The following is a 22,589-nucleotide window of genomic DNA, read 5'->3' as shown; positions in this document are numbered from 1 at the left end:
AGCCCGTCATCGCCGCGGGAGACGACGGATCGCCGCGAGGGCCGGGCGTCGGACGTGAGAGGTGCTCACTAGTATCCCGGGCATGGACGAGTCACCGAATGCTGTTCTGTCAGGTCGCGTAAGCGGCGCTCCGGCGAGGCTCGCCGGGCCGTTGTTGATCGCCTTCTGGGCGTGCTCGGTGGTCCACCTGGTCGCGCTGCTCACCGGACCGGGCGTGCTCGACCCGGTGAGCAAGGCCCTGCTGATGCCCCTTCTCGCGCTCTGGGTGCTCGCCCGCCGCGGCCCGAAGATCATCGTGGCGGCCCTCCTTGCTTCGGCGGCGGGGGACATCGCGCTGGAGATCGACGGGATGTTCATCCCCGGCATGGCGTTCTTCGCCGTCGCGCATGTCTGCTACATCACGTTCTTCGTACGGGAGCGGCCCGGGTTCCGGACCTCCGCCGCATCCGATTCGGTGGGCGTCGGCGGAACGTCTGGGCGCCGACCAGTCCGGTGGTGGATGTCGGTGGCGGCCTACGCGGTGGTGTGGGCGGCCTTGGTCGCGTTCCTCTGGCCCGGACTCGGTGCGCTCCAGATCCCGGTCGCCGCGTACTCCCTCCTGCTCACCACCACCGCGATCACGTCGTCGTGGTACGGCCTGCGGGCCGCGGTGGGCGGTGGGCTGTTCCTCCTGTCGGACACCCTTATCGCGTTGGAAATCGCCGACCTCGATTTTCCGTACCGGGGATTCCTCGTCATGGTCACCTACATCGTGAGTCAGTATCTGCTCGCCTCCGCGATCGTGCGCCGGAGAAGCCCGCTCACCCGCACCTGAGAAGCCGTTCTCACCAGCGCCGGGAGCCGAGCGGATCGACTGCTCCAACCGCCGCCGTGCCCGCGGAGCGGGAAACCGGATGGCCGACCGGCCGGACGATCGACGAGTGCGGAGTCGGCGTGCCTCAATGGCGTGAGCTGCTGATGCGTGGCCGGTGGCCAAGGGGGAATCCCGCACCGGGAGAGCGAACCCCGCGGCTTCGACTGTGAGAGATAATCACGTCTCTTGCGCGATTCAACCGGGCGGGATTGATTTCGTGGCATGCGCACTCGTTTGAGCAAGCTCATTCGTTCGGCCCGTCCCGCTGACGGCTCCCTGGTGCGAAATCGCGAGTTCCGCCTGCTGTGGCTCAGCTTCACGATGTCGGTGGCGGCCGACCAGATCTTCCCCGTAGCGGTGACGATCGCGGCTCTCAACGCGGGCGGGACCGCCTCGACCGTGGGTGCGATCTTCACCGGACGATGGATCGCGTTGATCTTGCTCGCGCTGCTCGGCGGACTGTGGGCGGACCGGTTGCCCCGCCGGACCGTCATGATCGTCTCCTTGGCCTTCCAGTGCTGCGTCGTCGCCACGGGGTTGCGTGGCGGCTCTTCCCCGTGGTTTCTCGCGTTCCTGGTCTTCCTCGTCGGGGCGGCGGAGGCGTTTCACCGGCCCGCGTACCAGGCTTGTCTGTCGTCGGTCCTCACGCCCGGCCAGCGATCGGCGGGTGTCGCCCTGGGCGCGGTCTCCTGGCGGATCGGCGCCGTCATCGGACCGGGCCTCGGCGCGTACGTGGCGACGGTCTGGTCGCCCCGGATCGGCTTCCTCGCCGTGCTGACGGCCTACGTGCTCGGCCTCGTCCTGCTTCTGCCCCTGCGCGAACCGGCAGCCGCGCCGGCGCAGCGGACGTCGGCGGTACAGGAGATCGCGGACGGTCTGTCCGAAGTCTGGCGGCGGCCGTGGGTGCTGGGTGTGATCATCGCCGTCGCGCTCCAGCTGATGTTCACGGTGGCGCCGGCGCAGGTCCTGCTGCCTCTCGTCTCCCGCGGCACCTTCGGCGGCGACGCCGTGTACGGAACCGCCCTGGCCCTGCTGTCGGTCGGCGGCCTGGTGGGCGGAGTGGTCAGCATGAGGTGGAAGCCCGGCCGGCCTGGTCTGACCGCCATCATCGGGCTCGCGCTGTACGGGGCCGTGCCACTGGCGCTCACCTGGCCGTTCTCCTCGGGATTCCTGTACGCCTGCTACATCGTCGCCGGTCTCGGGCTGGAGATCTTCGCCGTCCAGTGGGTGGTGAACCTCCAGCGAGAGATCCCGCCGGAACGTCTGGCCCGGGTCACGTCCGTGGACTGGCTGGCCTCCTCGGTCATGATGCCCCTCGGGCTCGCCCTCACCGGGCCGGTCAGTACGGCGATCGGCCGGTCGTCGCTGCTGGTGATCTCGACGATCGCCGGATTCGCCGTGCCGATCGCGGCCCTCGTTTTCCGTGGAATGACGCGTTTCCACAGCGGTATCACGCCGGTCGCCCGGGATCAGGCCTCCGAGGCGACGCCCACGTCACTCAAAGCGCCGTGACAGAAGGGCCGGAAATCAGGAGAAAGTCAGACCTTTCACTCTCGTTGGAAATGATCTACTCTGACTTTCGCGACGGCCGTCCATTTACCGGCAATGTCAACCGAGCGCATCGACGAGAAGAGGAAACTCATGAGCGATCTCAGTGACCTCGACGAGAACAAGCCCGCGGAAAAGAACGGCGCCGACGGGACGGTCAAGATCGAGATTCGCAGGCTGGACCGGCTCGAGACCACCGAGCGGCTGAGCAACTCCACCGGAAACTGACTCGGAACTCCCGCGGAGCAACGACCGGGGGCCTTTTCGGCGCCCGATCGCGGCTCCGCGAGTTTCCGCTCCGGACGTCCGGCGACGTCGGAGCCGGCATTCGAACCCATGCCGGGACCGGCATCCGAACCGGCATCGGAGCCGGCAGCGGGAGTCGAGAGCGGAGTCCACGCCTTCACCGGGAGGCCGCGTTGCGGTTGCCGAGAATAAAGTCCGAGCACGCGGCCTACCGGCTGGACGACGGCCGGATACGCATCGGCGGCGACATCTACGGGCTCGCCCATGAGATCCAAGACCCGCATGGCTGGGTGTGGACGGCGCTTGAGGCGATGAACGGCACGCGGACCTGCGCCGACATCGCCGCGCTGATGCGATCGGGGTTTCCGGAACTGACCCGGAACGACGCGATCGCTATAGTCGCCCAGCTCGTGGCGACCGGCCATGTCGAGGACGCGGGAGCGACGGACGCGCCCGAACTCAGCGCCCGCGAGCGCGACCGCTACAGTCGCGGCCACGATTTCTTCCGCTGGGCGGACATCACTCCGCGGGAGCACGGCTGGGACGCCCAGCTCAGGTTGCGTAGATCGCGCGTCCTGATGATCGGCGTCGGCGGCGCGGGAGCCTGCGCCGCACTCGCCCTGGCGGCGTCCGGAGTGGGAGTTCTGCACCTGGTCGACGATGACCGCGTCGAACTTTCCAATCTGAACCGACAACTCATCTTCACCGAGGGCGATATAGGCCGCGAAAAAGTGAAGGTCGCCGTCGACAGGTTGAAAAAGCTGAACTCCGATATCGAGATTTCGGGCGCGTATTCACGTATTCGGTGCGAGCGAGATCTGGCGAATATGCTGCCCGGATTCGATGTGGTGGCTTTGTGCGCCGACGAGCCCAAAGGAGCCGACGGCATCCGGGTGTGGGCCAATCGGGCCTGTTTCGCCGCCGGGATTCCGTGGGTGGGCGGCGGCTACAGCGGCCCGCTCGTCACGACGGGCGTCTTCGTGCCGGGCCGCGGGGCCTGCTACGAGTGCATGCAGCGGATCGAGGACCGCAAGCGGACCCCGCCCGGCGTCGGTCCTCCCGGGGGCGCGGGCCGTCCCGTCAACCTCGGCGGGCCGGGGGCGATCGCCACGTCGGCGGGGATTTGCGGAAACCTGGTCGCGCATGGGGTTCTCCGCGTCATCACCGGAGTCCCCCCGGTCACGGCCGGCTTCATCCAGGGCACCAACCTGATCGCCCCGCACCAGTCGATCTTCGCCGAGTTCCCGAAGGGGGAAGCGGGGTGCGCCACGTGCCGGCCGTGACCGGAACGTCGAGAGTGCGGATGCACCGGCTCCGGATGCGCCGCGACGGCACGGACTGGATCGTGGGACGGGTCGAGACCGGAGAGTTCGTCTCCTTCCCGGACATCGGCAAGAGAGTGATCGAGCTGCTGTCCGACGGCGGGCGGATCGACGCCGTCGCGGCACGCGTCAGCGCCGAAACCGGGACGGCCGTCGATGTGGCCGACTTCGTGACGGCGCTGAAGGACGTGGGATTCGTCGCGGAAATCGACGGCCGGCCGGTCGACGACACCCGGCCGCACAGGCCATCGCTTCCCTGGCTGAGACCGCGCCACGTGCGATGGACACTGCGCCCGCCGGTTCACGCGGGACTGGTCGCGCTCATTCTCTGCGGGCTGATCGCCGTCGCCGTACGACCGGAGATCATCCCCAGTCCGAGCATCATGGCCTGGAGCGAGTTCGGCACCGTTTCCCTGACCACCCAGCTCGCCATCACGTGGGCGCTCGTCATGCTGCACGAGCTCGCCCACCTGTGTACGGCCCGCGCCGCCGGCGTGCCCGGAAGGATAGCCCTGGGATCGCGCCTGCAGTTCCTCGTGGTGCAGACCGACGTCTCCGGAGTCTGGGGCGAGGAGAAACGCGTCCGGATGACCGTCTACCTCGCGGGCATGGCGCTGGACGCGGCCATCATGGCGGCCGGACTCGTCGCGCTGACCGTCGTCACGCCGGAAGAGGGCGTCTACACCGCCCTCTCGATCGTCGTGCTGACCCAGATCGACGCGATGAGCTTCCAACTCCTGATCTTCATGCGGACCGATCTCTACTTCGTCGCCCAGGACCTCGCCGGATGCAGGAACCTGTACGGCGACGGCGTGGCGTACGGGCGGTTTCTCATCGGCCGCGTGTTCGGCAGGGGAGGAGCGAACCCGCTCGCGGGCTTCTCCCGCCGCGAGCGTTCAGCTGTGCGCCTGTACACGCTGCTGCTCGTGCTGGGCACCGCGGTGTGCCTGACCGTGGCCGTGATGATCGTGCTCCCCGCTCTCGCCGCCATCGCGATGCCCGCCCTCGGCACCCTGCTGAACGGCGGTGACGGGCTCGCGCTCCTCGACGCCGCGACGGTGGTCGCGGTGCTGGTCGGCGTCCAGGGACTCTGGGCCCGGACGTGGTGGCGCAGGCACGGGCCGAAGATCAGGCGGTGGTTCGCGTCGGCCGCCGCGGTCCTGGTGGCTCCCCGGCCGGACAGGTGAAGGACGCTCTCCTGTGGATAACCGGGGTTTTCCACAGAGGACCGTTCGGTTGAGCGAAGCGTCCAGACGCGACCGCAAGCTGGGCTCTCCAGGACCGACAGGGAGAACCCATGAAGATCACCTATCCCGTTCCGGCCGAGACCACTTCGGTGTTCGTCGTCGCGACCGACCGCCGGCCGGTCGAGCTGGACTCGGTTGTTCCGTGGCGGATGAGCGGGTCACACAGGAGGGCCGCCGCCCAGGCGCTCGGCACGTCGCGGCTGGACCTGCAGGTGTTCCAGGCCGCGCAGTCGCCGTGGCCGCGGATGAGCGTCGGCGATGAGGGACGCGACGCCGTGCGCAGGGCCCGCCATCACGTCGTGGTCACCAGCACCGCGCCGGTCGCCGAGCAGCCCGAGGTCGCGCAGGCCGCGAGGGCGGTGGCTCGCGGTGTCGCCGACGCTTATGGCGGCGTCATCGTCGATCTCGTGACCGGCGTGATCGTTCCGCACCGCACGGGGTGCGAGGGGGAGCCGCACGAGTTCCGGCTCGGGGATGACTGGCTCGGCTGGACCACCGAGGTCGGCGTCGACAGCTCCTGCCCGCCGTGGGACCCCGCGGCGACCGATGCCTGCACCTGTCTCACGATCTCGACGCGCGGCCTCCGGAGGTTCGGCCTGCCGGAGGTCATGTTGGAGGGGGCCGCCTGCGCGCACAGTCTGTGCACCGTCTCCGTGCTCCGCACCGTCGCGCGACACCTGCTCGCCGGGCATCTCGCGTGGACGGCCGGAAGTCCGGATGCCAGGTGCCGCACGATCGGCGAGCACCTGTGGCTCGGCGACGCCGAGCCCGTGGTCGTCTCCGGCGCCCCGCATCTCGATCGCGAACCGTTCCGCGTCCGGCTCGGCAGCCGCACGGCCGACGCCACTTGTCTCAGCGTCGGCCCGCCGTCCGGCTTCACCGGCACTGTGAACGACTGGCTCTGCAGCACCCCGGGATTACTCGCCGCCTGAGAGCCGTGTTCCGGAGGTGCGGCCTGAAGGGGCGGTCTGAAGGGGCGATCTGAAGCGGCCGGGTCGTGAACGGCCAGGGGAACGCCGTGCGTCGATCGTTCGTCTTGTGAAGTATGACCTCTTTTGATGCTCTTGACGAAGAGATCCGTGATGCCAGGGAGCGGACGCGTCGTCGCGAGCGGCTGTCCCGGCAGCGCGTCACTCTCACCGGGCAGATCGACGAGGTCAGAGGGCTTCTCGCCGAGCTGGAGCGGCAGCTGGCCAAGGAGGATCACGACGTCGTCAAGCTGGAGCAGGGCGGATTCTTCGCCTCCCTCTTCGGCACCAAGGAGGAGCGGCTCGCCCGTGAGCGCGCGGAGGCGGAGGCCGTGCGGCAACGCGTCCACGGCCAGCGCGCCCGGCTGGAGTGGCTGACGGAGGACCTGCGCTCGACCGACACGAGCCTGGCCGAGGTGGGGACCGCCGCCGACGAGCTCAACGCGCTGCTGGCCCGCAAGGAGCGGCTGCTGGTCGACTCCGACGATCCGCGAGGACGGGAGCTCGCCGACATCGCCGCGGGACTCGCGAACGTCGAGGCCGACCTGCGCGAGCACGGAGAGGCCCGGCAGGCCGGGATGGCGGCGGGCCGTGCCGTCGGACAGGTCCTGCGATTCCTCGACGGCGCGCGCGGGGCGTCCACCTGGGACGTGTTCGGTGGCGGCGGGATCGCCGACTTCATCGAGCACGGCCAACTCAGAGACGCCGACCAGGCGGCGTGGCAGGCGCAGCGGGCGCTCGACGCGTTCTCGCGTGAGCTGGCCGACGTCGGTGTCGCCGCGAGCCCTCGGCTTCCCAAGGTGGACACCCGCTGGTTCGCCGACATGTTCTTCGACAATGTCATCTTCGACATGTACAAGCACCAGAAGATCATGCGTACCGGCCAGGAGGTCCAGGAGGTGGCGCGCTGGGTCCACGGCGTGCTCAACCACCTCGCCGCCCGATGCGACGAACTGGCTCGGCAGCGGGACGCCCTGACCGGCCGTCGAGCAAACCTGCTGGAGGCGTGACCGCCCCTCTCGGCGGATGGCGCGTGACCGCCTCTCACGGCGGATGGCGCGTGACCGCCTCTCACGGCGGATGGCTCGAACCTCCGCTGGGAGCGGCTCGGGCGACGCGCCGTCGGGGGCATACGGAAGCCCCGGCTGGGATGGCCGGGGCCCGTGCTCAGCGTGCGTTGTCAGCGCGGGATTTCAGCGCTGCCCGCGTGCACTACGGCGTGTTTGTCAGCGTATCTGCCAGCGTGGTTATCAGTGGGCGTGGTCGTGGTGGTCGTGGTCGTGCTCGTCCTCGTCTTCGAGGATGCCGTCCGACGGCTCGACGCCGAGCATCGCCTCGCGGGGCTCCACCTCACTGACGTGCTCGACCAGGCCGAGCACGTGGTCGGGCTCGATCAGCCACTGGAGGGCCGCAGCGCCGGTGTCGTCCTCGTTGACCAGCTCGATCTGCTCCTGGCGCTCGTCGTCGTCCAGCTCGGCGTCCGGATGGCGGATCTCCGCCAGGGCCGCCGCCTGCAACGCCTTCACATCCTGGACCTCGACCACCAGGTCGACCGTCAGGCGGAGGTAGCGTCCGGTATCCGTTACATCGCTCATGGTGGTTGATCCTAGTGCCCCGCACGTCAATCTTTGCCCCGTCGCGTCGCCCAGGGCGGCACCTCGCCGCGTTGTCGCCCCACCCACGAAAACTCCTCGCAGGCTCGGACTTTCCGCGGGGCCCGGGAATGTCGGCCGTAGGCTCCGCTACGACCTCCTCCTCCGCCTTGCGATGCACCACCCTGGACACCGCTCCTTCCGGGCAAACCTTGCCGGTCGGGGCATTAGTGGCACTGGTTCATGGGAGCTTCCACTCGAGCGGGGCGGCGCCCTGCTGGACGAGGAGCTCGTTGGCGCGGCTGAAGGGGCGGGAGCCGAAGAATCCGCTCCGGGCCGACAGGGGGCTCGGGTGGGCCGACTCGATGCACGGCACCTGGCCGAGCATGGGCCGCAGGTTCCGGGCGTCGCGCCCCCACAGGATGGCCACCAGCGGGCCGCCCCGCTCGACGAGGGCGGTGATGGCGCGCTCGGTGACCTGCTCCCAGCCCTTGCCCCGGTGTGAGGCGGGCTTGCCCGGCATCACGGTCAGCACCCTGTTGAGGAGCAGCACGCCCTGCTCGGTCCATGGCGTGAGGTCGCCGTTGCTCGGCTGCGGGAGACCGAGGTCGGCCATGTACTCCTTGTAGATGTTCACCAGGCTGCCGGGCAGCGGGCGGACATCGGCGGCGACGGAGAAGCTCAGGCCGATCGGGTGGCCGGGCGTCGGATAGGGATCCTGGCCGACGATCAGCACGCGGACCTCGTCGAGGGGCTGCTGGAACGCGCGGAGCACGTTGGTCCCGGAGGGGAGATACTGCCGTCCGGCGGCGATCTCCTGCCGGAGGAAGTCGCCCATCGCGGAGATCTGCTCGGCGACGGGTTCGAGGGCCGCGGCCCATCCGGCTTCCATGACTTCGTTTAAGGGACGCCCTGCCATGGTCGCGAAGCCTATCGGTTTTTCGGGATCAAGGATGAAGTGTCGGGACAACGCGCGGGCGGGCCCGGCCGCGTGCCCTCCCCCGAGGGGCGCGCGGCCGGGCGTCGTACGCCGACCGAGGTGCTATTTCACCGACCCCGCGAGCAGGCCCTGGACGAAATACCGCTGGAAGGCGAAGAAGAGCGCCAGCGGGATGATCAGTGACAGGAAGGCGCCGGGCGCGAGGATGTCGATATTGGTGCCGAACTGCCGCATCTGGGACTGCAGGGCCTTGGTCATCGGCTGGTTGGCGGTGTCGGCGAACACCAGGGCCACCAGCAGGTCGTTCCACACCCACAGGAACTGGAAGATCCCGAGTGATGCGATCGCCGGCTTGGCCAGCGGGAACACCACCGTCGCGAAGATCCGCCACTCCGGCGCGCCGTCCATCCGCGCCGCCTCCAGGAGCTCGCGGGGGATGCCCACGAAGAAGTTGCGGAGCAGGAAGATCGCGAACGGCAGGCCGAACGCCACATGGAACAGCACCACGCCGGCGATCGAGCCGAAGATGTCCAGGGCGCCGTACATCTTGGCGATGGGGATCAGGGCGATCTGGATCGGCACCACCAGCAGGGCGATGACCACGAGGAAGACGGCGTCCCTGCCGGGGAACTCGATCCAGGCGAACGCGTACGCCGCCATGGCCGAGATGCCGATCACCAGCAGCGTCGCGGGCACGGTGATCAGCACCGTGTTCCAGAACGACGAGGTGAACCCGGAGGCCAGCAGGTTGCCGTAGTTCTCCAAGGTGACCTGCGCGGGCTTGGTGAAGAGCGTCCACCAGCCGCTGGAGTTGTTCTCCTTCTCGCCCCGCAGCGAGACGACCAGCAGGCCGAGCGTCGGGACCAGCCAGAACACCGCGATGAGGACCAGGGCCACCTGGACCAGGCCCCCGCCGACCCGGTCGACGAGGCGCCCGAGGAGGCCGCGCTCGATCGCGCGCGCGTGCCTCGCCTCGGTCAGGGTTGTCATCGCTCGTCCCTCCTGAACCGCCGGATGTTGAAGATCATGAACGGCAGCACCAGGACCAGCAGGAAGATGGCCAGGGCGCTACCCATGCCCTGGTTGCCGCCGCCGCCGAACGACACGCGCCACATCTCCAGCGCGATCACGTTCGCCTGCGGTTGCACCGAACCCGGCGCGATGATGAACACCAGGTCGAAGACCTTCAGCACGTTGATGACCATCGTGACGAAGACCACCAGCAGGACCGGGGAGAGCAGCGGCACGGTGATCCGCCGGAACACCTGCCACTCGGTGGCCCCGTCGATGCGCGCGGCCTCCAGCGCGTCGCGCGGGATCGCCGAGAGCCCGGCCGCGATCAGCACCATCGCGAAGCCCGCCCAGACCCAGATGTACGCGCCGATGATCGCCAGAGTGATCAGGGTCGGGCCGAGCCAGGTGATGCCGTTGAACGCCGCCTCGAAGTTCGACTGCGGAAGCCGTACGTCGTAGGAGCCCGCGGACAGGCCGGAGAAGTAGAAGGTGCCGTCGGCGGCGGTCTCGGTGGTGGCCTTGACCTGGCCGCCCGCCACCGCCTCGACCGTGATCCCGGCGAGACCCTTCTCTGTGCCGTCGATCTGGTTGACCGTGCCGCCGCCTCCGCGTACGACATCGAGCCAGACGGTGCCGCTGAGGCCGCCCGCGCCGGCGGCCTTGGCCGGCGTGGCCTTCTCGACGGCGTCCGGCTTGAGGCCGACGAGCGGGATCAGGACCTGCTGGCCGGGCTGGACCGGCTGCCGGGTGACGACGTCGCCGTTCTTCAGCACCACAGGGGCCTGGTCGTTCTCGCGGGGACGGGCCCCGGGATAGCCCTGGCTGCTGCTGAACGTGTCGTGCACCGTGGTGATCACGGCGTTGGCGACACCCTTGTCCGGGTCCTGCTCGTAGACGAGCCGGAAGATGACGCCGGCGGCGAGCAGCGAGACCGCCATCGGCATGAACAGGATGAGCTTGAACGCGGTCGCCCAGCGGATGCGTTCGGTCATCACCGCGAAGATCAGACCGAGCACGGTCACGATCAGCGGGGCCATCGCGACCCAGATGGCGTTGTGCCACAGCGTGGCGAGCATGCTTGGGTCGCTGATGATCGCGGCGTAGTTCTTAAGGCCCACGAAGCGGTCGCCCGCCGCGTCGAACAGGCTCCGGAAGATCGAGTAGATGATGGGGTAGATCACCCAGGCGGCCAGCAGCAGGAGCGCCGGGAGCAGGAAGAACACCGCGATCTTGGGCGACGGGCTGAGCCGCGTCGCGGCCGTGTGGCCGGTGGCGGGTCGGGGAGCCGTCGCGGTGCCGGTGGCGCCAGGGCGAGGGTCCGTCGCGATGGCGGTGCCCGTGTCGGTGTCGGTGGGGTCCGTCGCGGTGTCGGCGTCGGTGTCGGTGGAGGTGTCGGTGTTGGTGTCGGTGGCCGGGGGCCGCGCGACGTCGGGTTCAGTCTCTGCCGGTCCGGGGGAGGCCCCGGCGGCGAGCTCGTCGCCGCCGGGAGCCTGCGGGCCGTCCAACCGTTCGGTCACGGCCTTCTCCCCTTACTTCTTGTAGGCCTTGGCGGCGTCCGCTTCCAGCTTCTGCTGGATGCCCTTGATGTCGGAGGGGTTGCGCAGGAAGTCCTGCAGGTGCTTCCACTCGCCCTTGCCGTCCGTGCCGCCGAAGGCGCTCGGCGCGAGGTCGGACATGTCGTACCGGACCGCCTCACCCGCGGAGATGATCGTCTCGGCGAGCTGCTTGGTCAGCTCGTTCGGGTAGTTCTCGGGCGAGACGTTGCGGTTGGGGGAGAGGTAACCCGGCTGCTTGGCCCAGACCTCGCCGCCCTCCTTGGAGGCCAGGAACTCCAGCAGCGCCTGCGCGCCCGTGGAGTCCTTCATCACCACGCCGACGTCGCCGCCGAGCACGACCGGAGCGGTGTCCCCGGCCTTCGGGAACGGCATGATCTTCGCCTCTTCGCCGACCTGGGCGCCCGACTGGCCCACGGAGGCGGCGACGAAGTCGGCCTCGATGACCATCGCGGCCTTCTTCTGGCCGTAGACCTGGGTGACGCAGGTCGGGAAGTCGGTCTGCAGCGCGCCGGACGACCCGCCGAGCATGAAGTCCTTCTTGCCGAAGATCTGGGCCATCTTCTCCAGTGCGGCGGTGACCGACGGGTCGGTCCACGGGATCTCGTGTTTGGCCAGCTTGTCGTAGTTCTCCGGGCCCGCCGAGGAGAGGTAGACGTTCTCGAACAGGTCGGTGAGCGTCCACCCGGAGGCGGCGCAGAGCGCGAACGGGGCGGTGCCGGAGTCGGCCAGCGTCTGCGCGGTCTTGCCGATCAGGTCGTCCCAGGTCGTGGCCTCCTGGGCGCCCGCGTCGTCGAAGGCCGACTGGCGGTACCAGATCAGGGACTTGTGCGCCGCCTTCACGAGCACGCCGTACACCTGGCCGCCCGCGGAGCCGAGCTCCTTCCAGTACGGCGTGTAGTTCTGGTCGATCTGCGCCAGGACTTCGGAGGAGAGCGGCTTGAGCGCGTTCTGGTCGGCGTACTGCTGCACCAGGCCGGGCTGCGGCAGGATCGCCACGTCCGGCGGGTTGCCGCCCTGGATGCGCGGGCCGAGGTAGGCGCCGGTGTCCTCACCCGTGGAGGCGTACGTGACCTTGGCGCCGGTCTTCTCCTCGAACGCCTTGAGGACCTTCTCGAAGCTGGCCTGCTCGTCACCCGTCCACTTCGCCGCGACCTCGATGCTGACGCCGGCGAGGGGCTTGGCCTCCGCCGCGGGGGCGCTGCCCTTGGTGGTGGGCTCTGAAGCGGAGTTGTTGCTGCACGCGGCCGCCGCGAGGGCGAGGACGGCGACCACACCGATCTGAAGCGGGGGGAGTTTCCGCATTGTCTATCCTCCAGTCTGGATGACCTCGCCGAGTTGCAGTTTCAGCTCGGTGACGGTCTCATCGACGGGTTTGCCGAGGTTGAGCGCGCTGGAAACGGCGCTGGAGATGACCAGGCTGACCTGGTTGTAGTTGGCGGTGACCGGCCTCGGCCGCGCGGAGAGGATCGCCTCCTTGAGCGCGGGGAGGTACGGGAACCGCTTGATCAGTGCCGGATCGTCGTACAGGTCGGCCCACACCGGGGGGAAGGACCCCTCGGTGAGGACGAGCCGCTCGTTCTCCGGTCCGGTGAAGTAGCGGATGAAGTCGAGGGCCGACTTCTGCCGCTTCGAATAGGCGCTGATGGCGAGGTTCTGCCCGCCCAGCGTGCTGGACCCCGGCCCGTTCAGCCCGGGCAGCCGGGTCACCTGGAACTTGCCGGCCACCGCGGAGTGCGTGGCCGGGCCGTACGCGTGCGGCCAGTTGCGGGCGAACAGCAGGTCGCCCTCCTGGAAGGCGAGCCGGGACTCCTCCTCCTTGTAGGCGAGCGCCTCCTGGGGGATCCAGCCCTCCTTGACGCCGCCGACCAGGAAGCCGAGCGCGGTCCGGGTGGTGTCGGGGTTCATCGTCACGGTCCGCGCGTCCGGGGAGAGGATCGTGCCGCCGGCCGAGTGGACCGCCTCCGTGAAGTTCACGGTCAGCCCCTCGTACGGGAGGAACTGGCCCCCATATCCGCCTATGTCATATTTCTTGCCCAGGCGAAGCGCCTGGTCGCGTAGCTCCGCCCAGGTCGTGGGCGGCTTGAGGTGCTCCTTCTTGAGGATGTCGGACCGGTAGTACAGCAACCCGGCGTTGCTCGTGAACGGCACGGCCCACAGCCGGTCCCGGTAGACCGCGGTGTCCAGGACCGGAGGCAGCAGCTTGTCCAGGGGGAACAGGCCGCGGTCCAGCGGGACGATCCACCCGGCGTCGGCGAACTCCGCCGTCCAGACCACGTCCAGCCCGAGCACGTCGTAGCGGTCGCTGTGCGCCTGCAGGTTGGCCACCATCTGGGCGCGCTGCTCGTCGGCCGCCTCCGGCAGTTCGAGCAGCGTCACCCGTTCGGCGGGGTGGGTCCGGTTCCACCGGTCGAGCAACGGGCGAAGGTACGCCGTCGTGTCCCGGCCGATGACGAGCGTGATCGGACCGGTCCCGCCGGGCGCGCCGCCCGGCTCCCGGCCGGGGTCGCCGCCGAATCCGGAACAACCCGCCAGCAGCAGGGTGGCCAGGAGAAGGCAGCCTCGGCGGACCACGTGACCTCCGTATCAAGTCCAAATTACATACGTGTTAGGTACGTGCATGCATGTTATGCATAGCGATAATGTGGGCGTCAACGGGTGTATCCAGTCCGCTCGGTAACGTTCCGGTCACTACGCTCTGGGAGGTGTGCGCGTGCGGCTGCCGCTGCTGGCGCTCCTCGCGAAGGAACCTGCCCACGGCTACGAACTGAAGCATGCTCTCGAGAAGACGTTCGGAGGCGCGTACCCGTCGCCGAACATCGGACAGATCTACGTCACGCTCGGACGCCTGGAGAAGGACGGATTCGTCCGCGCGGTGGACGTCGAGCAGTCCAACCGGCCGAACAAGAAGGTCTACTACCTCACGGCCACCGGCCGCGAGGCGTTGGAGAACTGGGTCGACGAGCCCACGGAGGGGCCGCGGGTCCGGGACGAGTTCTTCATGAAGCTCGTGCTCGCCCCGCTGACCGGCGTCGCCGACCGGATGGCGCTGGTGAACCGCCAGCGCCGTCACTACCTCTCGCTGATGCGGGATCTCAACGAACTCGCCGAGCACACCGATCCGGGGAATCGGGTGGCTCTGCTGCTGATCGAGGGCGCCATGCTCCATCTGCAGGCCGACCTCGACTGGCTGGAACGCTGCCAGGAGGAACTTCCCTGATGCCCCCCACACCCCCCACGCTCCGAACCCACCGCGCACCGCGTACGCCTGAGAGGGGTCGGTCGTGACCGGCGTCCCCACGGTCAAGGCGATCAACCTCGTGAAGATCTACCAGTCCGGGGGAGTGCCGGTTCCGGCGGTGCGCGGGATCGACATGCGGGTCGACAGCGGGGAGTTCGTCGCCATCATGGGCCCGTCGGGCTCGGGCAAGTCGACCCTCGTCCACATGCTCGGCGGGCTGGACGTCCGCACGAGCGGGGAGATCTGGATCGACGGCACCCGCGCCGACACGCTCTCGGAGAGCGGATGGGCCCTGCTCAGGCGGCAGAAGGTCGGCTTCGTCTTCCAGTTCTTCAACCTGGTCGCCAACATGACCGTCGCCGACAACGTGGAGCTGCCCGCGCTGCTGAGCGGGGCGTCTCCCCGGCAGGCCCGGGAGCGGCGCGAGTACCTGCTCGGTGAACTGGGGCTCACCGAGCGGGCCGCGGCCGCCCCCGCGCAGCTCTCCGGCGGCGAGCAGCAGCGGGTCGCGCTGGCCCGCGCGCTGGCCAACCAGCCGCGCCTCCTCCTCGCGGACGAGCCCACCGGCAACCTCGACAGCCGCAACACCAAGGACGTGCTGCGCCTGCTGTCCGACGTGCACAGGAAGGGCCAGACGATCGTCATCGTCACCCACGACGCGCGGGTGGCGAGCATGGCGGACCGGGTCGTCAGCCTCCTCGACGGTGAGATCGTCGACGACGGAGCCCTGCCCCGTGCCCGCCGCCGCCCGGCGGGCACGGGGGGCACGGTCGGCGACGTCGTCGAGCTGCGGGGCTGATCCGTGCGGGCCGAGCTGCGATGGATCCGCGCCGACCTGCGGGCGCGCCGGGGGCAGGCGCTGCTCACGATCCTCACGGTCGCCGGGATCGTCACCGCGCTCGTCACCGCGGCCACCCTGCTCGAAGACGGCACGAACCCCTGGCGCGGCCTGTTCACCCGAGGGCACGGCGCCCACATCTGGATCCACACCAAGGACACCCCCGACGTCGTGTCCCTGCGAGGGCTGGACGGCGTCACCGATCTCGCCGGGCCGTACCGCAGCGCGCCGGCGACCCTGGCCGGGCGCGGCCGCAAGGTGCCCATCGCCCTGCAGGAGACGCCCGCCGCGTTCCAGGCCGTCGCGCGCCCGCTGCTGCGCGAGGGGCGCTGGCTCGACGTGCGCGACCCGGACGCCGTCGTGGTCGAGCGGTCGTTCGCGCGGGCGCTCGGGCTGCGGCCGGGCAGCCCGTTCCCCGTCACCGGCCTGAACGGCGCCTCTCACGCGCTGGTGGTGGCCGGCCTGGCCGAGAGCGGCGACCAGGGCTTCTATCCCGACTGGGCCCCCGGTCTCGTCTGGACGCTGGCCCAGACGCTCAACGTTGTCGAGCCGGCCGCGGGCCGCACCGAGACCGTCGTCGGGCTGCGGCTCGCCGATCCCGACGACACCGACCTCGTCGTGCAGCGGGCCGTCACCGCGCTCGACAACCAGGTGCAGCGGGTGTCCACCTGGCGCGAGGTGCGGGCCTCCATGGAACTCGACAACCGGCTGCTCGGCCTGCTCCTCGCGCTGTTCGGCGTGGCGGGACTGGTCGCCGCGGCCCTCGCGCTCGCCAACGCCACCGGCGGCCGCGTGCTCAGCCAGCTCCGCGACATCGCCACGCTCAAGTCGCTCGGGTTCACCCGGAGCCAGGTGACCCGGACGCTGGTCGCGGAACACGGGGTCCTCGGCCTCCTCGGGATCGTGCTCGGCCTGGCCGCCGGGCGGTTGATCACCGCGTACGCGCTGCCGGACACCGTGGTCGTCCCGCTCTCTCCCGGGCCGTTCGCCGCGATCGCGCTCGGCACCGGCCTGGTGGTCCTCGGCTCGGTCTGGCTGCCCGCGTGGCGCGGCGGCCGGACGCCGCCGATCCCCGCCGCGCCGGCCGCCCCGCCGCGCGGCCACCTGTCCCGGCTGGCCAGGGTCGCCCTGCTCGTACGGCTGCCGCCCGCGCTGGTGCTGGGCGCGAGGGACGCGTTCACCCGCAAGACGCCCGCGCTGCTCACGGTGTCCGGGGTGGCCATCCCGATGATGATGATCTCCATCGGGCTCGGCTGCTGGGCGACGCTGGACGACTTCATCCGCCATCCGGAGCGGGTCGGCCAGGCGGCGGCGTTGACCGTACGCCCGGGAGAGCTGACGGCGGATGAGGCGCTCCGGCGGGCCGCGGCCGACTCGGACGTGGCGGCGGTCTATCCCGGTGCCGAGCTGGATGCGCTCGTGCCGTGGCAGACCAGGACGGTTCGTACCCGCGCGCTCGGCCGGTCAGCCGCCCCCTATCCGTTCCACGTGGTGGAGGGCAGGATCTTCCGGGACCGCGGCGAGGCGGTGGCCGGCCAGGGCCTGCTCGACCTGCTCGGCGTCCGCATCGGAGACCGGGTGCGGATGACGATCGGCGGCACCCCACTGATCGTCAGGATCGTCGGCAGGGTCGTGGAGCCCGAGCATGACGGCGAGGTGCTGTCGTTCGGTGTGGACAGCCTGGCGGCCAAGGACGCGGTGCCGCCGCAGTTCTACAGCCTCGTGCTGCGGCCGGGGGCGGACGCCGCGCGGGTGCGGGCCCGTCTGCACGACAAGGCGCTGGAGGTCTCCCAGGTGGTGAACCCGGCCGACCGGCTGTCGATCATCCGGGTGATCATCGTCGCGCTGGTCGTCGTGCTGGCCCTGATCGGCCTGGCGAACCTGCTGACCGCGAGCGCGCTCGGCCTGCGCGACCACGCGCCCGACCTGGCGGTGCTGAAGGCGATGGGGCTCACCCCGCGCCAGGTCATGGCGACGCTGGTGACCGGCACCGGCCTGCTCGCGGTCTCCGGGGTGATCATCGGCACGGTCGCGGGGGCGTCCCTCTCGACGGCCCTGATCGATCTGGAGGGCAGGGGGAGCGGGGTCGGGGCGGGGATCGGCCGCGCCCCGACCCCGGGGATGCTCGTCGCCTCCGTGCTGGTCGCGGTAGGCGCGTCCCTGCTTGTCACGCTGATCCCGGCACGCCGGGCGGCGCGCGCCCGGGTGCCGCACAGCGCCCGCTGACACTCCGTACGGCCCGGTGGAGGCGTCGCGGAAGGCGACGATCAAGAGGGCCAGGGAGGCAGGCGCAGCCAGGACCGCGAAGGAGTTCCGGCTGCGCCTCACGTCCGTCCGGGGACGGCTGTCAGGGGCGGATCGAGAACCAGTAGAACCCGTGGCCCGGCAGGGTCAGCAGGTACGGCAGCTCGCCGATCACGGGGAACGGGACGCCGCCCCGGCATTCGATCGGCGTCATGCCGGTGAACCTGCGCAGGTCGAGCTGGACCGGCTGGGGATGCCTGGACAGGTTGTTGACGCACAGCATCCGGTCGTCGCCCTCCTCGCGGAGGAAGGCCAGCACGCTGGCGTTCGTCGACCACAGCTCGATGTAGTCGCCGGTGCCGAACACCGGGTGCTCCCGCCTGATCTGCAGCATGCGGCGGGTGAAGTGGAGCAGCGATGACTCGCTCTTGAGTTGCGCCTCCACGTTGACCGACTGGTACCCGTAGATCGGGTCCATCACGACGGGGAGGTACAGCCGGCCCGGGTCCGCCTGGGAGAACCCGGCGTTGCGATCCGGGTTCCACTGCATCGGCGTGCGGACCGAGTCCCGGTCCTCCAGCCAGATGTTGTCGCCCATGCCGATCTCGTCGCCGTAGTACATGACGGGCGAGCCCGGCATGCTGAGCAGCAGCGCGGTGAACAGCTCGATCTGGTCCCGGTCGTTCTCCAGGAGGGGGGCGAGGCGCCGCCGGATGCCGAGGTAGGCCCGCATCCGCGGGTCCTTGGCGTACTCGGCGTGCATGTAGTCGCGCTCTTCCTCGCTGACCGTCTCCAGCGTCAGCTCGTCGTGGTTCCGGAGGAAGATGCCCCACTGCGCGCTGTCGGGCAGCTTCGGGGTGCGCGACATGATCTCCGAGATGGGCTCCCGGTTCTCCCTGCGCACGGCCATGAAGATGCGCGGCATGAGCGGGAAGTGGAAGGCCATGTGGCACTCGTCGCCACCGACCGTGGGGTCGCCGAAGTATTCGACCACGTCCTCCGGCCAGCCGTTCGCCTCGGCCAGCAGCACTCGGTCGGGGTAGAGCCGGTCCACCTCGGCGCGGACCCGCTTGAGGTACGCGTGCGTCTCCGGCAGGCCGGAGCAGGGGGTGCCGTCGCGCTCGAAGAGGTACGGCACCGCGTCCAGCCGGAACCCGTCCACGCCGAGGTCGAGCCAGAAGCGCAGGACCTCCAGCATGGCCTCCTGCACGGCTGGGTTGTCGTAGTTGAGGTCCGGTTGGTGGTGGAAGAACCGGTGCCAGTAGTACTGCCCGCGGACCGGGTCGTAGGTCCAGTTGGACTCCTCGGCGCCGATGAAGATGATCGGCGCGTCGGGGTACCGCGTCGGGTCGTCGGACCAGACGTAGAAGTCGCCGAAGGGGCCCTCGGGGTCGTGCCGGGACGCCTGGAACCACGGGTGCTTGTCGCTGGTGTGGTTCATGACGAGGTCGGTGATGACGCGAAGGCCGCGCTCGTGGGCCGCCTCGATCATCTGGATGAAGTCACTGAGATCGCCGAACTCCGGAAGGATCTTCAGGTAGTCGGAGATGTCGTACCCGCCGTCACGCAGCGGGGACTCGTACAGCGGCAGCAGCCAGAGGCAGTCGACGCCCAGCCACTTGAGGTAGTCCATCTGCTCGATGAGCCCGCGCAGATCGCCGGTGCCGTCGCCGTTCGAGTCTTTGAAACCGCGGACCAGCACCTCGTAGAAAACGGCCCGTTTGTACCACTGGGGGTCCTGGGTGGTGAACTCCGTGATCTCGGGGGTCGGCATGAGGGTGCCATGACCGCCGTGACTGCTCGTCTCACGCGCCGGCATGGCGGCGCCGTGACCCGTGCTCTCAGCAGCCGGCTCTGCAGCCGGGATGAGGTTGCTGGGCGCCGTGACCTGCGAGGGGAGGTCTCCGGCAGCCTCGGAAACAGGTTCCGGGCATGGCGAAGCAGCGTTCATCTGGTCTCGCTTGATGAGGGAGATTTATGGGGGAATGGGGTGGCCTGGTCACACTCCGTAGCTGCATGCCAGCTCATGCCACATACATAACAAGAAACTACCATCGGCCCGGGTCTGACAAGGATTCGTTACCTCGTCCTGACACGTGCTTTTCGTCTGTTGCCGCACCGTCGCACACAGCTATCTCGCCGTCGCCCCGGCCGAGTCGTGCACGGGCGCCGGCGAACGGGTCTCCCGGGAGTCCGGAGGACGGCGCAGAGATCCGCGCGGAGATCGTCGCGGCGGTCAGCCCCGGCCTCCGGACCAGGGCGGAGTGAGATCGCCGAGAACATCCTCGTAGTCGGTCAGCCACGCGCCGAACAGCACCAGGCCGCGCAGCCAGAACCGGGAGTTCCACGAGCCGAACGATGCCAGCGCGTCGGGTCCCTGAGCGACGACCTCCAGCATCTGGGGTGACATCAGTCCGGGAACGGTCGCGGCCCGTAGCAGCATCCGGTGGTTCCATTCGCGGGCGACCGGGCCGTTCGACCGCAGCGGCACCCGGCGGTGCGGGAGCGCGCCGTTGGTGGAGGGCAGCGCCGCCACCTTGGGGTTGGCCGCCTTCAGGATCTCCCGGTAGAACTTCCCGCCCTCCTTGCGGGCCACGGGCACCGAGAGCGCCGCGTCGAAGAACTCCGGGTGCAGGAACGGGAACACCGGCGTGGCCTCCGGGCCCACCAGGTTGACCGGGGAGCGGGCGATGCCCCGGGCGGTGCGCGTGTGCAGCACGCTGAGCGGCAGCTCGGAGCGGTGGCCGTGCAACATCGAGGTCGCCCGGGTGAAGGCCGCACGGACCCGGCCGTCCATCCAGCCGAGCGCGGCGTCGCCGAGGACGGGCATGTGGGGCTCGCCGGTCGCCAGCGCGGCCAGGAGCGCCTCGCGGCGGGAGGCGCCGGTCCCGGCGTCCACGGCGTCGGCGGTGATGAGGAAGTTCTTCATCAGCGGGCCGCCGGCCAGGCCGTCCACCACCGGCCGTCCGGCGGCGTGGACCTCACGGGCGAACGGGGAGTACCAGGCGTGGTGGCTGGTCAGATACTCCAGCCGCCGCGCCGCCCATAGCGCCTCTTCCGGGTATTTTTCGGGATATTGCGGGACGATTCGGTGCGGCAGGCCGAGTTCCCGGGTGATGTACCGGGCGAAGTCGATGTCGTTGTCCAGCCCGTCGTCCGGGCTGGTCGTCCACGACTCGACGTCCATCTTCCTGTCCACCGCGATGCTCGCCAGCAGCCGCGAGTCGTACCCGCCGCTCACCGGGACCAGGACGCGGTCGTACGGCTCGAGCGCGTCGTGTAGCAGCGCGACCAGGTCGCCGCCCGTCACGCCCCGGTCGAACGGCTCCTCGCGCACCCAGCGCGGCGCCCGCCGGTCAACCCGCACGCGCCGGTCGACGCGCGACCAGATCAGCGCGGAGGAGCCGGGCAGCCGCTTGATCTGCCGGTACGGAGTGTCCTCAAGCAGCGGAAAGGTCAGCTTGAGTATGGCGGCCCAGGCGTCCCAGTTCACCTCATGCGGCGTGCGCGCCAGGGCGAGCAGCGGTTCGATCAGGCCCGCGAAATAGATCGCGTCCCCGTCTGCCAGGTAGTAGACGTCATCCAGGCCGAACGCCCCGGTGTGCAGGATCACGTCGTCCGGCTCGTCGATGAGGCCGGGCGTCTCGTAGGTCTCGGCGACGGTCAGCCACCCCGGCCGCGCACCCGTCCCGGTCGGCACGCCCGCGACCGATCCCGATCCCGATCCTGATCCCGTCCCGGACGCGGGCCCCAGGGCGACGGCCTGGAGGCGGCCTCCCCACGCGAAGGCCGCCGGTCCGGAGCCGCCCGCGGGCCCGCGTTCCCGGCTGCCTTCCGTGCGGTCTTGCGGGCCCGCCGTTGGCGCGGCGGTGCCGTACGGCGGGATGGGGGCGGAGCCGAGGAGGGCCGCGTCCTGGGCGCGGTGCACGAGCCGCACGGCGGGGCCGGAGCGGGCCAGCACGTCGAGGCGGGCCGGATCGAAGGGCCCGATGGCACCACACACGTACGGCCTGGCCTGGTATCGCGGCCATTCACCTTTGCGCACCGTTTGCCCTCCTTCTACCTCGACCGGAGAGTCTACGGATCCGCGCCGCCAACACATGACGCGCGGAACCCGCGGTCGCCGTCCACGTCCCACGTGACCGGCGATCTTCCATGGGAAACTCGCCGGAATCGCGGCCTCCGCTTTCCCGCGTGCCCTCAGGAAGGCGTGGCCTGCCGACCGGCTCCGCTCAGGGCCGGTTCCAGAGCAGCGCCGCGTGATCTCGCGCCGCCCGATGGTAGGGAGGCAGCTCGTCTCCGGTCCAGAACACCTCGACCTGCGGAGCTTCCACGTCCATCTGGACCAGTTCGCGTTGGGCGTCCAGGGTCAGCTCCCATGCCCGGACGCCCGGTTCCACCTCGGCGAGGTACACCCTCTGTCCTCCGTCCGGCGGCCCCGCCGGTCCGAATCGCCAGGTACGCCAGATCGCCACGACGCCCGCGTGCTCGGAGAGCGCGTCGACGACGAGGTCGTCCGTGAGATCGGTCAGCTCGTCCCTCAGGTCGTCGAGGTCGTCGAGGTCGTCGAGGTTGTCGAGGTCGGCCCCCGGCTCGCCGGTCAGGTCCAGGCTGGCCGGGATGCGCGCCCCGGCCGACGCCAGCACCGCGGGCGGCGCGGGGGCGAAACGGTGATCGGTCGCCGGGACCACCTCGGAGAGCGGCACCTGGTCCGCCCCACTCGGCGGCTCTCCTCCGTCTCCCAGCGCCTCCACCACGTGGCGGAGGAGGTCCACCTCGGCCGGCGCCATGGACACCCCGAGCCCCACCGCCGCACCCGTCACCGTGTCGGGGAGGTACGCCAGGTCGCCCTGCCCCAGCATCGCGCGGGCGTGACTCAGCAGCTCGTCGGGGAACCGCCCGGCCAGGCGCAGGAGCAGCCGGTGGAGACCGCCGAAGATCCGCCAGGCCTCTTCGTCCAGCTCCGCCCACTCGGTCGCCATA

General features: G+C 69.9%; 19 protein-coding genes. 10 read left to right on the top strand and 9 right to left on the bottom strand.

Translation table 11 applies throughout. The annotated features are described in order from the left end of the window. The first annotated feature begins 82 nt into the window (after positions 1 to 82). The 7 genes from QSK17_RS20900 to QSK17_RS20870 all read left to right on the top strand — a co-directional run bounded on the left by QSK17_RS20900 (position 83) and on the right by QSK17_RS20870 (position 7,194). Positions 83 to 814 (top strand): lysoplasmalogenase, encoded by a 732-nt coding sequence (locus QSK17_RS20900; RefSeq protein ID WP_285706639.1) that lies wholly within the window; start codon positions 83 to 85, stop codon positions 812 to 814. Between the two features lie 261 nt (positions 815 to 1,075). Further along, complete coding sequence (locus QSK17_RS20895) at positions 1,076 to 2,365, top strand: MFS transporter (RefSeq protein ID WP_285706638.1); 1,290 nt, start codon at positions 1,076 to 1,078, stop codon at positions 2,363 to 2,365. Positions 2,366 to 2,494: 129 nt separating this feature from the next. Then, the gene (locus QSK17_RS20890) at positions 2,495 to 2,629 is read left to right on the top strand and encodes a hypothetical protein (protein ID WP_285706637.1); all 135 of its coding nucleotides are present in this window, start codon (positions 2,495 to 2,497) and stop codon (positions 2,627 to 2,629) included. Positions 2,630 to 2,820: 191 nt separating this feature from the next. After that, positions 2,821 to 3,930 carry a HesA/MoeB/ThiF family protein gene (locus tag QSK17_RS20885; protein ID WP_285706636.1) on the top strand — a complete coding sequence of 370 codons (1,110 nt, stop codon included), beginning with the start codon at positions 2,821 to 2,823 and terminating at the stop codon, positions 3,928 to 3,930. Then, on the top strand, positions 3,918 to 5,156 hold the full coding sequence (locus QSK17_RS20880; RefSeq protein WP_285706635.1) for a hypothetical protein: 1,239 nt from the start codon (positions 3,918 to 3,920) through the stop codon (positions 5,154 to 5,156). The genes QSK17_RS20885 and QSK17_RS20880 overlap by 13 nt, the downstream gene beginning before the upstream one ends. A gap of 110 nt (positions 5,157 to 5,266) precedes the next feature. Then, positions 5,267 to 6,148 (top strand): hypothetical protein, encoded by an 882-nt coding sequence (locus tag QSK17_RS20875; protein WP_285706634.1) that lies wholly within the window; start codon positions 5,267 to 5,269, stop codon positions 6,146 to 6,148. Between the two features lie 113 nt (positions 6,149 to 6,261). Next, on the top strand, positions 6,262 to 7,194 hold the full coding sequence (locus QSK17_RS20870) for a hypothetical protein (RefSeq protein ID WP_285706633.1): 933 nt from the start codon (positions 6,262 to 6,264) through the stop codon (positions 7,192 to 7,194). Positions 7,195 to 7,434: 240 nt separating this feature from the next. Here QSK17_RS20870 and QSK17_RS20865 read toward each other — a convergent pair whose 3' ends face one another. The 6 genes from QSK17_RS20865 to QSK17_RS20840 all read right to left on the bottom strand — a co-directional run bounded on the left by QSK17_RS20865 (position 7,435) and on the right by QSK17_RS20840 (position 13,857). Then, the gene (locus QSK17_RS20865) at positions 7,435 to 7,779 is read right to left on the bottom strand and encodes a hypothetical protein (RefSeq protein ID WP_285706632.1); all 345 of its coding nucleotides are present in this window, start codon (positions 7,777 to 7,779) and stop codon (positions 7,435 to 7,437) included. 238 nt (positions 7,780 to 8,017) lie between these two features. Next, a complete protein-coding gene (locus QSK17_RS20860; RefSeq protein WP_285706631.1) occupies positions 8,018 to 8,695 on the bottom strand; it encodes a uracil-DNA glycosylase in 678 nt (225 codons plus the stop codon). 123 nt (positions 8,696 to 8,818) lie between these two features. Beyond that, complete coding sequence (locus tag QSK17_RS20855; protein ID WP_285706630.1) at positions 8,819 to 9,706, bottom strand: carbohydrate ABC transporter permease; 888 nt, start codon at positions 9,704 to 9,706, stop codon at positions 8,819 to 8,821. Continuing rightward, positions 9,703 to 11,058 (bottom strand): ABC transporter permease, encoded by a 1,356-nt coding sequence (locus QSK17_RS20850; protein WP_502889263.1) that lies wholly within the window; start codon positions 11,056 to 11,058, stop codon positions 9,703 to 9,705. Before QSK17_RS20850 ends, QSK17_RS20855 begins: the two co-directional genes overlap by 4 nt. A gap of 201 nt (positions 11,059 to 11,259) precedes the next feature. After that, positions 11,260 to 12,588 (bottom strand): ABC transporter substrate-binding protein, encoded by a 1,329-nt coding sequence (locus tag QSK17_RS20845; RefSeq protein ID WP_285706628.1) that lies wholly within the window; start codon positions 12,586 to 12,588, stop codon positions 11,260 to 11,262. Positions 12,589 to 12,591: 3 nt separating this feature from the next. Then, a complete protein-coding gene (locus QSK17_RS20840; RefSeq protein ID WP_285706627.1) occupies positions 12,592 to 13,857 on the bottom strand; it encodes an ABC transporter substrate-binding protein in 1,266 nt (421 codons plus the stop codon). Between the two features lie 139 nt (positions 13,858 to 13,996). Here QSK17_RS20840 and QSK17_RS20835 point away from each other — a divergent pair, with 139 nt between their 5' ends. The 3 genes from QSK17_RS20835 (at position 13,997) to QSK17_RS20825 (ending at position 17,588) form a co-directional block, all read left to right on the top strand. Next, positions 13,997 to 14,503: a PadR family transcriptional regulator gene (locus QSK17_RS20835; protein WP_285706626.1), complete on the top strand. Its 507-nt coding sequence runs from the start codon at positions 13,997 to 13,999 to the stop codon at positions 14,501 to 14,503. Positions 14,504 to 14,567: 64 nt separating this feature from the next. Continuing rightward, a complete protein-coding gene (locus QSK17_RS20830) occupies positions 14,568 to 15,323 on the top strand; it encodes an ABC transporter ATP-binding protein (RefSeq protein ID WP_285706625.1) in 756 nt (251 codons plus the stop codon). Positions 15,324 to 15,326: 3 nt separating this feature from the next. Then, positions 15,327 to 17,588 carry an ABC transporter permease gene (locus tag QSK17_RS20825; protein ID WP_285706624.1) on the top strand — a complete coding sequence of 754 codons (2,262 nt, stop codon included), beginning with the start codon at positions 15,327 to 15,329 and terminating at the stop codon, positions 17,586 to 17,588. Between the two features lie 121 nt (positions 17,589 to 17,709). Here the strand turns inward: QSK17_RS20825 and treS are convergent, their stop codons facing one another. From treS to QSK17_RS20810, 3 genes are all read right to left on the bottom strand, one after another. Further along, complete coding sequence (gene treS / locus QSK17_RS20820; protein ID WP_285706767.1) at positions 17,710 to 19,380, bottom strand: maltose alpha-D-glucosyltransferase; 1,671 nt, start codon at positions 19,378 to 19,380, stop codon at positions 17,710 to 17,712. A gap of 462 nt (positions 19,381 to 19,842) precedes the next feature. Then, on the bottom strand, positions 19,843 to 21,651 hold the full coding sequence (locus tag QSK17_RS20815; RefSeq protein WP_285706623.1) for an adenine nucleotide alpha hydrolase family protein: 1,809 nt from the start codon (positions 21,649 to 21,651) through the stop codon (positions 19,843 to 19,845). A 187-nt stretch (positions 21,652 to 21,838) separates the two neighbouring features. Continuing rightward, on the bottom strand, positions 21,839 to 22,588 hold the full coding sequence (locus QSK17_RS20810) for a hypothetical protein (RefSeq protein ID WP_285706622.1): 750 nt from the start codon (positions 22,586 to 22,588) through the stop codon (positions 21,839 to 21,841). Between the last annotated feature and the right edge of the window lies 1 nt (position 22,589).

This window comes from Microtetraspora sp. NBRC 16547 (assembly GCF_030268965.1).
In the GTDB taxonomy this organism is placed as follows: Bacteria; Actinomycetota; Actinomycetes; order Streptosporangiales; family Streptosporangiaceae; genus Microtetraspora.
This window is presented reverse-complemented; position numbering and strand designations above follow the sequence as displayed.